Annotated in this window: 11 protein-coding genes and 1 tRNA gene; 1 reads left to right on the top strand and 11 read right to left on the bottom strand. The window is 41.8% G+C overall.

All coding sequences use genetic code 11. The features are described from left to right. Positions 1-4: 4 nt before the first annotated feature. The 11 genes from NQ560_RS00875 to murB form a co-directional block, all read right to left on the bottom strand. Complete coding sequence (locus tag NQ560_RS00875) at positions 5-208, bottom strand: hypothetical protein (protein WP_005331971.1); 204 nt, start codon at positions 206-208, stop codon at positions 5-7. Between the two features lie 388 nt (positions 209-596). Further along, the gene (locus NQ560_RS00870) at positions 597-1,118 is read right to left on the bottom strand and encodes a DUF1700 domain-containing protein (RefSeq protein WP_040015380.1); all 522 of its coding nucleotides are present in this window, start codon (positions 1,116-1,118) and stop codon (positions 597-599) included. Positions 1,119-1,401: 283 nt separating this feature from the next. Next, a complete protein-coding gene (locus NQ560_RS00865) occupies positions 1,402-3,513 on the bottom strand; it encodes a glutamine synthetase III family protein (protein ID WP_005331968.1) in 2,112 nt (703 codons plus the stop codon). A gap of 208 nt (positions 3,514-3,721) precedes the next feature. After that, positions 3,722-4,588, bottom strand: coding sequence for a class II fructose-1,6-bisphosphate aldolase (fba, locus tag NQ560_RS00860; protein WP_040015379.1), 867 nt, complete (start codon positions 4,586-4,588; stop codon positions 3,722-3,724). Between the two features lie 293 nt (positions 4,589-4,881). Continuing rightward, positions 4,882-4,953 (bottom strand) — tRNA-Glu (locus tag NQ560_RS00855). Between the two features lie 341 nt (positions 4,954-5,294). After that, on the bottom strand, positions 5,295-6,668 hold the full coding sequence (locus NQ560_RS00850) for a sodium-dependent transporter (protein ID WP_040015378.1): 1,374 nt from the start codon (positions 6,666-6,668) through the stop codon (positions 5,295-5,297). A gap of 4 nt (positions 6,669-6,672) precedes the next feature. Further along, positions 6,673-7,623: a diacylglycerol/lipid kinase family protein gene (locus NQ560_RS00845; RefSeq protein ID WP_005331965.1), complete on the bottom strand. Its 951-nt coding sequence runs from the start codon at positions 7,621-7,623 to the stop codon at positions 6,673-6,675. 94 nt (positions 7,624-7,717) lie between these two features. Beyond that, a complete protein-coding gene (locus NQ560_RS00840) occupies positions 7,718-7,981 on the bottom strand; it encodes an HPr family phosphocarrier protein (RefSeq protein WP_005331964.1) in 264 nt (87 codons plus the stop codon). 16 nt (positions 7,982-7,997) lie between these two features. Continuing rightward, on the bottom strand, positions 7,998-8,876 hold the full coding sequence (whiA, locus tag NQ560_RS00835) for a DNA-binding protein WhiA (protein WP_005331963.1): 879 nt from the start codon (positions 8,874-8,876) through the stop codon (positions 7,998-8,000). Between the two features lie 9 nt (positions 8,877-8,885). Beyond that, complete coding sequence (rapZ, locus tag NQ560_RS00830; protein WP_005331962.1) at positions 8,886-9,767, bottom strand: RNase adapter RapZ; 882 nt, start codon at positions 9,765-9,767, stop codon at positions 8,886-8,888. Position 9,768: 1 nt separating this feature from the next. Then, positions 9,769-10,680, bottom strand: a complete 912-nt coding sequence (gene murB / locus NQ560_RS00825) for a UDP-N-acetylmuramate dehydrogenase (protein WP_005331961.1) — start codon at positions 10,678-10,680, stop codon at positions 9,769-9,771. Between the two features lie 212 nt (positions 10,681-10,892). Here murB and NQ560_RS00820 point away from each other — a divergent pair, with 212 nt between their 5' ends. Continuing rightward, a complete protein-coding gene (locus NQ560_RS00820; protein ID WP_005331960.1) occupies positions 10,893-12,179 on the top strand; it encodes an HlyC/CorC family transporter in 1,287 nt (428 codons plus the stop codon). The last annotated feature ends 32 nt before the right edge of the window (positions 12,180-12,211 follow it).

The following is a 12,211-nucleotide window of genomic DNA, read 5'->3' as shown; positions in this document are numbered from 1 at the left end:
CTGATTAGTATCTGTCACTCTCATCATGACAGTTGCGGTCAGATGCGTTAGATGCATTCTTGTTTGAAGAATTCTTTGCATTCTTGTTTGAAGTCTTGTTAGATGCGTTTTTATCCCCCATACTTGAATTTGTTTTGTTCTTGTTTGTTGAGTTGTAACCATCCTCGCCGTAACTGTTTTTGTTTGATGAACTGTAATTCTTAGCCATATTAATTCCTCCTAATCTTTTTTGCTGCAAAATTAGTATGTCCCGGCATCCGAATTTTATGTGATGTAAAATAGTTTTATTTTTTATATTTTTGCATCTTAATCTCAACTTAAGGTTTTTTTAAGATTTTTCATTTTTATCTTGCTTTTTAGAAATTCCTATATTATACTTGAATTCGTAGGAAGCACAACTTTCTACAACCCCTTATTAATTATTTATACTCCCCTCAAAAGACTGATAGCTCCCCTATCAGTCTTTTATTTTGCCCTATTTTCCCAAACAAAAACAGATATTCTGGCAGGCTTGATTTTAACCCTGTCGGAATATCTGTTTCTTATTTCATATATTTTCTATATATAAATCATATTTATATGGCTGCCTGTCTCGCTTACCATCGCCGGCCGCTTCCTCCAATCAGTCTGATAATCAGCATAATGATCACAAGCGGAATCAAAATCGGTGCCAGAAGGCTTATAATTCCTCCAACAATCGATACTACAAGCACGATAATCCCAATAATTCCAAGTATCAGCAACAGCTTTTTCCACCAGGTATCAAAGCCAAATGTGTGCACATGTGTCTGATATCCCTGATTCTGATCATAATAATCCTCGCGTGTATAATCCCCGCCATCTCCATATACCGGATCACTGAATCCACTATTAGCAGTAGTATAGGAACTTCCAGCATTTCTGCCCGTGCCCCGCTTTGCTTCCTCCGCATCAATAATTGTCTGCGCGATTACCCACGGATCGCCAAGCTCCGCGGTCACCTCTTCTTCTGTTCTTCCAATATTCACTTGAACACTGATATACCCATCATAATATGCAACATTTTCCTGCACAGTCTCACGATCCAGATCATTACCAAGAGCCTTTCTAAGCCCCTCCAGGAATTCATTTTTTGTCATATCTTCCATCTCCTTCCTTAATCTCTTATATCTAATATTAACACTTAATCTTTTCTATTATGTATCACGAACGCGCCAGACACCTTCACACTTTATTATTTAAAGATCCACAATGCATCTCTACTCCATACAACATTACTCAAATGCCATAGAAAAAGACCTTGAGCCTAGAATAGCACAAAGATGTGTCCATTCCAAGTCCAAGGTCCTTATAAAATCCTTAATTCTTTCTAAAGTTTCCGCAGTCTACAATCTCATGTACTCTGCTATCGGAACATTTATCTTATACTTCAAACATCAGATCTCCGTAGGAAGGCATTGGCCATGCTTCTTTATCTACGATCATCTCAAGTTTGTCAACTGGTGAACGAAGCGCAGCCATAGCCTGAACAACTGTGAAGTGATAGTATCTGGCCTGCTCTTCTCCTTCTTCCATCTCTGCAGCTTTCTCTGTAACTTCTGTTAAAGCTTTCAGAGCGCTCTTGCTCTCTACAAGAAGAGCCGAAATCTCTGTCAGAAGCTCAGACTGTACGGAAACGTCTGCACCTGCTGCCTTTACAGCATTGATTGTATCTGCAAGTTCTTTTGTATATTTGATAACTGCAGGAATGATCTGTTTTGTAGCCATATCGATCATTGTGCGAGCTTCAATATTGATTGCCTTTGAGTAGTTCTCGTATTTGATCTCGGCACGGGACTCAAGCTCTGCCTTTGTAAATACTTTATATTTCTCAAAAAGGTTAATTGCTTTATCTGTTGTCAGTGCCGGGATAGCTTCTACCATAGACTTGATGTTCGGAAGTCCACGTCTCTCAGCCTCTGCAACCCACTCGTCAGAGTATCCATTTCCACCGAATACGATTCTCTGATGCTCTGTCGCATATTTCTTGATCAGATCATGTACTGCAAGATCAAAGTCATCTGCTTTCTCCAATACATCACATGCCTCTGCAAATGCATCTGCTACGATTGTGTTAAGTACAACGTTCGGTCCGGCAATAGAATCACGAGATCCTACCATACGGAACTCAAATTTATTACCTGTAAACGCAAATGGTGATGTTCTATTACGGTCTGTAGCATCTTTTGTGAAATCCGGAAGTGTATCTACACCTGTCTTAAGGATTCCCTCTGCAAGACTATGTGTAGCTTCTCCTGTGCTGATCAACTGATTCAGGACATCCTCAAGCTGCTCTCCAAGGAATACAGATACAATTGCCGGTGGAGCCTCATTTGCTCCAAGTCTGTGATCATTTCCCGGATCAGCTGCAGACTCACGAAGAAGATCTGCGTGCTCATCAACAGCTTTCAAAATACATGTAAGTACAAGTAAGAACTGGATATTCTCATGAGGTGTATCACCTGGATCCAGAAGATTCTTTCCATCATTCGTTATCAGTGACCAGTTGTCATGTTTACCAGATCCATTAACTCCTGCAAATGGTTTCTCGTGAAGCAGACACTTCATACCATGCTGACATGCAACTCTCTTTAACGTCTGCATTACAAGGTGGTTGTGATCCAAAGCTACATTTGCTTCAGCATAGATTGGTGCAAGCTCATGCTGTGCCGGTGCAACCTCATTATGCTGTGTCTTTGATGAAACTCCAACTTTCCAGAGCTGTTCATTTACATCTTTCATAAATCCTGCAATTCTCTGGCGGATTGTTCCAAAATAATGATCATCCAGCTCCTGACCTTTTGGAGGCATTGCTCCGAAAAGTGTACGTCCTGTATAGATCAAATCTTTTCTCTGCATGAACTTTTCAGCATCTACTAAGAAATATTCCTGCTCAGGTCCAACAGAAGGTGTTACCTTCTTAGCTGTTGTATTTCCAAAGAGACGAAGTAATCTCAATGACTGTTCATTGATTACCTGCATAGAACGAAGAAGTGGTGTCTTCTGATCCAGTGCCTCTCCTGTATAAGAACAGAAAGCAGTTGGGATACAAAGTGTAGCACCTGCTGCATCATGTCTTACAAATGCCGGTGATGTACAATCCCATGCTGTATATCCACGTGCTTCAAATGTTGCACGAAGTCCTCCGGACGGGAATGAAGATGCATCCGGCTCTCCTTTGATCAGTTCTTTTCCTGAAAAGCTCATAAGAACCTTTCCACTCGGAAGCGGTGCGGAAATGAATGAATCATGCTTCTCAGCAGTTACACCTGTCAGTGGCTGGAACCAGTGCGTATAATGTGTAGCTCCCTTCTCAATTGCCCACTCTTTCATCTCATGTGCGATGACATCAGCTGTGGCAAGGTCTAATTCTTTTCCTTCCTCGATCGTCTTCTTCAAATCCTTGTATACTTTTTTCGGAAGGCGCTCTTGCATAACAGTGTCATTAAATACATCTTCTCCGAAAATGTCTGCTACATTAAAACGCTCGCTCATATCCTGCTTTCCTCTCTTTCACTTATTTTAAATTGTAATCATTCAATACCATATTCTTTCTTATACTCGCCGTTTGTCAAATACTAAACAATTACTATTTTTATATATACAGAAAAGGCACTCCAATTCAACATTGGAACGCCTTTGTTCTGTCTATGTCAGTTAGTATAACCCAATCGTCTGAAAAAGGCAAGTATAAATTAAATCTTTATTCAGCCTTACCAACTGAGCCAAATAATTCCATCTTTTCTTTGACAGTTTCAATAATTGCATCTGCACCTGGTTTGAGAAGTTTACGTGGATCGTATCCTTTTCCTTCCAGATCCTTTCCTGCCTCAATGTATTTACGTGTAGCTTCTGCAAATGAAAGCTGGCACTCTGTATTTACATTGATCTTAGCAACACCGAGACTGATTGCCTTTTTAATCATATCATCCGGAATACCTGTACCACCGTGAAGAACGAGCGGAAGTTTTCCAGTTAACTGCTGAACTGCATCAAGAGTCTCAAAGCTGAGTCCCTGCCAGTTTGCAGGATATTTTCCATGAATATTACCGATTCCTGCTGCCAGCATTGTAACACCGAGATCAGCGATCATCTTGCATTCCTTAGGATCTGCGCACTCGCCCATTCCGACTACGCCATCCTCTTCTCCACCGATAGAACCAACCTCTGCTTCAAGAGAAATTCCTTTCTCATTGCAGACTTTCACAAGTTCACGCGTCTTCTCAATGTTCTCCTCGATCGGATAGTGTGATCCGTCGAACATAATAGAGGAGAATCCTGCCTCTATACACTTATAACATCCTTCGTATGTACCATGGTCAAGATGTAATGCTACCGGAACTGTGATATTCAGTTCTTCGATCATGGCCTGTACCATAGCAGAAACTGTCTTGAATCCTGTCATCCATTTTCCTGCGCCCTCAGATACACCAAGGATAATTGGAGATTTTACCTCTTCTGCTGCAAGAAGCGCACTTCTTGTCCACTCCAGATTATTGATGTTAAACTGCCCTACTGCATAGTGGCCTTCTACTGCTTTTTCAAGCATTTCTTTTGCTGATACTAACATGTTAAATTCCTCCATTTAAATTGTTACCTTTGCTTTCCTCATTATAGACCATAACATTCTAAATGACAAGTATCTGGAGACATGTGATTTTGTCAAAAAATTCGGCCAATCCGGAGGTATTTTCGTCATATTTTTAACAATTAAATTCTACGCCTTTTTATATTTCAAATAAGTCATTTCCGTTTTCTGGACTAATACTTTTGTAAAATATCCTTCCCAGGTGAATACTCCTCAGACTTCGTTTCATCACGGATACGACAAAAAAAATCCACAGAACAATCTGTGGATCTTAGTGACTCCGAGGGGAATCGAACCCCTGATTCCAGCGTGAGAGGCTAGCGTCTTGACCGCTTGACCACGGAGCCATATCAGTTTTTTATGTTTTTTCTGTACCCTCGCGTTCGGTACTTGCTTAGTATAGCAAAGGTTTCCCAAGAATGCAAGCACTTTTTTCAATTTTTTTAAGCTTTTTTATTTTTTCATCAAATTCCGACATTTTGTAGGGACGCATCTGACATTCCGATGCACCTTTATACTGGAAATCATATTCGGCTTTCGGTGTATTGGCTTTCTTGCTGCGAGGTGCGCGTCATGCAATTGCATGACATACTTCTACTGCGCACCTCTGCAAGTCTACACTCCGTTTCGGTCGGCGCAAAACCATTGTTTGTACGACATCGTAATCTAAAACTACGTTTTTTATGTCCTATCCTGCGATCAAGCCCCAATAACCCTGCACAAATATAAACAGCACGATCAGCGGCAGGATAAATGTCAGGTAAAACCGGATGGCTTTATGTGTCGGGAATTTCACTCCGGATCCGGTATTTGCTTCTTTTATGAAATTATCCCATCCCCAGCCATATCTTGTCATACAGAACAAAAGATATACCAGTGATCCAATCGGCAGAAGGTTATTACTTACAAGGAAATCCTCGATATCCATAATACTCTTTCCACCTATAGAGAATCCTGCCCAGTCTGTCATTCCAAGCACACAAGGCACCGCAAGAAGAATCAGCAGAACTCCATTAATAAGAACAGATTTCTTCAAAGAAATCCCCCACATATCTCTTGCGAATTGGATAATATTCTGGAACACTGCGATGATCGTGGAAAATGCTGCAAACGACATGAACAGGAAAAACAGAGCTCCCCAGATTCTTCCGCCAGCCATCTCACGGAATACATTTGGCAGTGTCACAAATACAAGTCCTGGTCCCTGACCCGGGTTTACATCAAATGCAAAACAGGATGGAAATATGATCAGACCTGCAACAAGCGCTACAACCGTATCCAGAACGGTGATGCTGATTGCCTCTCCAGTCAATCTTCTCTCTTTTCCAATATAACTTCCAAAGATTGCCAGTGCACCAATTCCGACACTTAAAGTAAAGAATGATTGTCCCATTGCCGCAAACACCGCTTCTTTAAATCCATTTTCGGCCATCTTACCAAAATCCGGAAGCAGATAGAACTTCAATCCATCTACCGCACCATCCAGTGTCGTTGCACGAACGACCAATATTAACATAATTACAAACAAACTGGACATCATGAATTTTGTCATTTTTTCGACACCATTTTGAAGTCCCATAGAACACACTATAAGCCCCAGCACGGAAATCAAAATCATCCAGAACAGCATTTCATTTCTGTTAGAAGTCAGTTCTCCAAAAATCGCCTCCACCTGCTTTGTGTCAGCTCCTACGAAATCTCCTTTTACCATCTTTACGAAATATGCGAGCATCCAGCCGCCGATTGTCGTATAGAACATCATCAGCAGATAATTACCTGCAATTCCGAAATAGCGGTAAATGTGCCATTTACTTCCTTTTGGTTCCAGTTCATTGAAAGACTTTGCAATACTCTTCTGGCTTCCACGGCCAACCGCGAACTCCATAACAATGATCGGAAGTCCTAAAATCAAAAGAAAGAACAGATACAGAAGCACAAATGCTCCTCCTCCGTACACTCCTGTGATATACGGGAATCTCCATACATTTCCCAGACCAATTGCACAGCCTGCGGACATTAATATAAATCCCAGTCTTGATGAAAATTTTTCTCTAGTCTCCACTTATTTAATCTCTTTCTATTTTATTTTTCTGCTCGCTCAGCTCCAGTACATGATTCTCCGGAACCATAATCTCCATTGCCTTCTGAACATTCTCGATTTCCACATAATCCTGTTCTCCGCCGAACTCTCCATCCAGTGTCCACGGAATCTCTTCAACAGAATCAAAGGTAATTTTTTTTGTCTTAAATGTGTACATATGCTTTGTATCCACCTGCTCGATCAGGAGTGCTGCAATAATCTCCTGCAAAGCAATTGGATTCTTCGGGGTCTTGATCAGTGTCACTTCAAACAGTCCGTCGTCAAATACTATATTTTTCCCGACCATATTAGAAAAGCCGCCAACGGAACGAGAATTCGTCACCATACCGAAGATAAATTCGTCCTCGATAACTTCCCCGTCATGCTCCACCTTAATTTTATAGGAAGGAATGTTAAAGATTCTCTTTGCACCTTCCAATATATACGCCATATGACCAAGTACATTTTTCACTGCCTGATCTGTCTCGTAGGACACATCTGTAAAAATTCCAAATGCTGCAATATAAACAAATACGCTGTCATTGAACTTTCCAATGTCGCACGGAAATGGAACTCCCTTCACCGCATTGTCTGCTGCCGCAAGGGGTTTTCTCGGAATGTGCAGACTCTTGGCAAAATCATTCGTCGTTCCTGCCGGAATATATCCTACCGGAACAACATCTTTTCCCATCTCACGGCGCTTCATCATTCCAGTCGCAACCTCGTCAATCGTTCCATCTCCACCGCTACACGCAATCAGATCATATTTGCCAACTTCGTATTCCTTGATTTGATAATAAGCGTCCCTGTATGCCTGTGTCGGATGCACTGTCACTTCATATCCCGCTTTCACAAAGATATCAAGAACATCTGACAATCTTGGCTTTAGCATCTCTTTTCCTGCACGTGGATTGTATACAAATAGAAGCTTTTTCATCTGACATTTCCTCCATGGTTTTACAATATATTCCAAAAAGAGGGCATGTGAGATGCCCTCTTTCGATTCCTCAATTATCTATGTATGTTATTGATTACTGTGCAAGCAGAAATGATTCCACTCCACTTACAGCCTGCTCCTCGTCGTCTCCCTCAGCAATGAGAGTAAGGTTGGTTCCTTTTCCCGGCTGGTGTGACTGTAATGCCATCATCCCCATAATACTTTTGGCATTAATCTTCATGTTGTCCATCTCAATGTACACCGTACTGTCATACTGACTTGCCTCCTGCACAAGATGTGCGATTGGTCTGGACTCCATGTCCAGGTCTGACCGAAGTGTAACAGGTTTCTTAATCATATAAATCCTCCTTAAACTAACCCCTTAACTTATCTGCTATCTCGCTAATCTTTCTCAGCCGGTGATTCACCCCTGATTTTCCAACCGGGTCTGCCATAAGACTCCCCAGCTCTTTCAGAGTTGCATCCGGATTCTCAAGCCGTGTAAGGGCAACGTCTCTTAATCCTTCCGGTAAATAATCCAAGCCAACTGTATCTCTGACATACACAATATCTTCCATCTGCCTTACGGCCGCCGATACGGTCTTGTTGATATTCGCTGTCTCACAATTAACTTTTCGATTCACTGAGTTGCGCATCTCCTTCAAAATGCGGACATTCTCAAGTTCCATGAGGGCGATGTGCGCTTCCATAATGTTCAGGACATCCACAATCTGGGATCCTTCTTTCAAGTATACGACAAATGTCTTCTTACGCGTTACGATCTTAGCATCCAGGTCAAAGCTGTTGATCATATCTCTCACATACTCTGCCTGTGCAAGTTCCCCACACACAATCTCAAAATGATAAGACTTGCTCGGATCACTCATCGATCCTGCTGCAATGAATGCCCCCCTGATATAAGCACGCTTACAGCATACAGCCTGCACAAGTGCATTCTTTACCGCCAACAGTTCCTCTCCTGCCCAACGCATAAAATAACTTGTGCTTCCATTCGTCATATTCTTTCGGACTACGATGTCAGCTTCTATATTAAATGTTTTTGACATTAATGTAAAGCACTTTCTCGCTACCAGATAATTTTCTGATCGGAATCTAATCGTACATATACCATTTTTATCTTCTTCAAATTCCCCGCACATATGTAAAATCGCAGTCAGTTCTGCCAGATTACAATGCCGTGCTTTCGCGACATGCTCTGCGAGTTCTTCTTTTATTTTCCCCGAAAACGACATGATACTCACCTATTTTGCCTTCGTGATCGCATCTTTTCCGATATCACGGTGCTCAATGCGAACTCCATAGCTGTCTGTTTTTTTCAGCGCCTCATACAATTCATTTGCCAGTGTAACGGAACGATGCTTTCCTCCCGTACATCCAATTCCGATCACAAGCTGTGTCTTTCCCTCGGAAATGTAATTCGGTATGAGAAATTCTACCATATCCGTAAGCTTTGTCAAGAACTGTTTTGCTGTGTCGTTATTCATCACATAGTCTCTGACCGGCTGATCATTTCCACTCATAGGACGTAACTCTTCTATATAATATGGATTTGGCAGAAAACGTACATCAAACACCAGATCTGCATCATTCGGAATTCCATACTTAAAGCCAAATGACAACACCGTAATGTAAAGGTTCTTATATTCCTTGTTCTGGACAAATATCTTGTTCAGCTCTGCTTTCAGTTCTCTTGTAAGCATATGACTGGTATCTACAAGATAATCCGCTTTTTTCTTCAGGAATCCAAGAAGTTCTCGTTCTCTCTTCAGACCATCTTCCACACGTCCGTCACTACCTGCCAGCGGATGAAAACGTCTCGTCTCTTTATATCTCTTTACAAGTACATCATCGCTGGATTCCAGATAAAGGATCTCATACTGGCAGCCGCCTTCATCCAGAACTTTCAGTACATTCGCAAGCTCCTGAAAGCTCTGTCCGCTCCGGATATCTACTCCAAGAGCTGCTTTATTCATCTCCGTACCCGGCACCGCCAGAAGTTCTGCAAATTTCGGAATCAATGGGACCGGCAGATTATCCACACAAAAATATCCCATATCTTCCAGCATCTTAAGTGCTGTACTTTTTCCGGCACCGGACATTCCAGTCACAATTACAAGTCTCATCTTATTCGTCCCCTAATCTCTTCACTTCCGGTTCCAGATCCACGCCGGAATTCTCCTTCACACGGATCTGTACCTGTCTCATCAGTTCCATAATATCTGCTGCCGTCGCATGATCCCGGTTGATCACAAAACCACAGTGCTTTTCGGACACCTGTGCTCCTCCGACCTGAAATCCCCGAAGTCCGGCATCCTCAATCAGTTTTCCTGCAAAATATCCTTCCGGACGCTTAAACGTACTTCCGGCACTTGGATATTCCAACGGCTGTTTCGTCACACGCTTCTCCTTCAGCTCATCCATATAAGTTTTGATCTTCTCTCCGTCTCCGCGCTCAAGCTTCAACACCGCCCCAAGCACAATATAACCTTTCTTCGCAATCACACTAGTGCGGTATCCAAGCTCCAGTTCATTACGGCCCAGTTCTATAATCTTACCTTCACCTGTAAGCACTGTCACAAATTCCAGTACATCCTTCATCTCTCCGCCGTAGGCTCCTGCATTCATCACACAGGCACCTCCGATTGTCCCCGGAATTCCAGAAGCAAATTCAAAACCTGAAAGCTCTGCCCCCAGCGCTTTAGCCGCGATTCCTGAAAGCAATGCTCCAGCCTGTGCCTTTACAAGATCACCTTCTACCTTCACTTCATTCATTTCCTTATAAATCTGAACGATCACACCGCGGTATCCTGCATCAGACACAAGAAGATTACTTCCATTTCCTATAATATAATACGGCATTCCTGCTTCTTTACAGATACGGATCACATCTCTTACTTCTTCCTTCGCCTTTGGTGTCACGAAAAAATCTGCCGGTCCGCCCACACGAAATGTAGTGTGACGGCTCATCGGCTCATCGATCAAAATGCTATCCTTTGCTATCACATTGTTCAATTTATCATAAAAGTTCTGATTCATAAAAATCTGCTCCTATACTGAAAGTTATTCTAAGCACCGCAAAGAATATTCTTATCATACAATAAAAAAGCCACAAGTTCAATGTTTACCGATACACTTTAGGCATCTTGTCTCATTTACGTTCTCCGATACTTCCTTTCTTCTTGCAAAATCTCCGTAAATGCTGTATATTACTCTTAATTACACAATTATCAAAAAGGAGTGATTTATCATTGGACTCGAATGATACTATACTATTTATTGTACTGATTGTACTGTTAGCACTATCTGCTTTCTTTTCTTCTGCGGAGACTGCACTTACAACAGTAAACCGAATTCGAATCCGCAACCTTGCCGATGAAGGCAACAAAAACGCAAAAATTGTATTAAAGATTACGGATGATTCTTCAAAGATGCTGACCGCTATACTAATCGGTAATAACATCGTGAACCTTTCTGCTGCATCACTGACCACAACCCTGGCTTACAGTCTCGGAGGCTCCTTGGTCGCAATCGCTAACGGAATTTTAACTGTAGCGATTCTGCTTTTCGGTGAGATTACACCGAAGACAATGGCTACTATCCACGCCGAGAAAGTATCTCTGGCATACGCACAAATCATCCATATATTTATGAAGATCATGACACCGTTCATCTTCATTATCAATGGTCTGACCAACGTTGTTCTTTTCATCTTACGTGTAGATCCGAACGACCACAAACGCGCCATGACCGAGAACGAGCTTCGTACAATTGTAAATGTCAGCCATGAAGACGGAGTTATCGAATCTGAAGAGAAAGAAATGATTTACAATGTGGTAGATCTCGGGGATGCAAAAGCAAAAGATGTTATGGTTCCCCGCGTTCACGTAACATTTGCAGATGTAAACTGCACATATGAAGAGCTGATTGACATTTTCCGTGAAGATAAATTCACAAGGCTGCCGATTTATGAAGATACGACCGACAATGTGATCGGTACAATTAACATGAAGGACTTGTTGCTTTACGATTACGGAAACACAAAAGAATTCCATATCCGGGATATTATGCGAGAAGCTTATTTTACTTATGAGTATAAGAATATTTCCGAACTTCTTGTGGAGATGCGTCAGGCATCCTTTAATATTGCAATTGTTCTGGATGAATATGGTGAAACTTCCGGTTTGATCACACTGGAAGATATCTTGGAAGAAATTGTCGGTGAAATTCATGACGAATATGACGAGAATGAAGAAGATTTTGTTCACAAAATTTCTGACAAAGAATATCTGGTAGAAGGCTCTGTCAATCTGGACGACTTCAATGACCGTCTGGAACTGAATCTGGAATCCGAAGAATATGATTCCCTCGGTGGATTTATCATCGAGCATCTGGACCGGCTTCCGGAACTTGGAGATTCTATTACAACGGAAGACGGTATCCGTCTAGTTGTCGAATCTTTGGATAAGAATCGGATTGAACAGGTTCATGTATACCTGCCGGAGAAGACAGCGTCCGATGAGGATTTTGATGAATAATAAGTAAACATATCTACAAATTCTGTTCCGAA

This window comes from Dorea formicigenerans (assembly GCF_025150245.1).
Taxonomy (GTDB): Bacteria; Bacillota; Clostridia; order Lachnospirales; family Lachnospiraceae; genus Dorea; species Dorea formicigenerans.
Note: the sequence above shows the minus strand (reverse complement) of the source record. Positions and strands in the feature narration are given on the sequence as shown.

What these genes read in the sequence shown, in the direction of transcription:
- NQ560_RS00845 (WP_005331965.1), bottom strand. Translation starts at nt 7,623, where the DNA reads ATGAAAAAGCTTCTATTTGTATACAATCCACGTGCAGGAAAAGAGATG.
- fba (WP_040015379.1), bottom strand. Translation starts at nt 4,588, where the DNA reads ATGTTAGTATCAGCAAAAGAAATGCTTGAAAAAGCAGTAGAAGGCCAC.
- NQ560_RS00840 (WP_005331964.1), bottom strand. Translation starts at nt 7,981, where the DNA reads ATGATTAAGAAACCTGTTACACTTCGGTCAGACCTGGACATGGAGTCC.
- rapZ (WP_005331962.1), bottom strand. Translation starts at nt 9,767, where the DNA reads ATGAGACTTGTAATTGTGACTGGAATGTCCGGTGCCGGAAAAAGTACA.
- NQ560_RS00870 (WP_040015380.1), bottom strand. Translation starts at nt 1,118, where the DNA reads ATGACAAAAAATGAATTCCTGGAGGGGCTTAGAAAGGCTCTTGGTAAT.
- NQ560_RS00865 (WP_005331968.1), bottom strand. Translation starts at nt 3,513, where the DNA reads ATGAGCGAGCGTTTTAATGTAGCAGACATTTTCGGAGAAGATGTATTT.
- whiA (WP_005331963.1), bottom strand. Translation starts at nt 8,876, where the DNA reads ATGTCGTTTTCGGGGAAAATAAAAGAAGAACTCGCAGAGCATGTCGCG.
- murB (WP_005331961.1), bottom strand. Translation starts at nt 10,680, where the DNA reads ATGAATCAGAACTTTTATGATAAATTGAACAATGTGATAGCAAAGGAT.
- NQ560_RS00875 (WP_005331971.1), bottom strand. Translation starts at nt 208, where the DNA reads ATGGCTAAGAATTACAGTTCATCAAACAAAAACAGTTACGGCGAGGAT.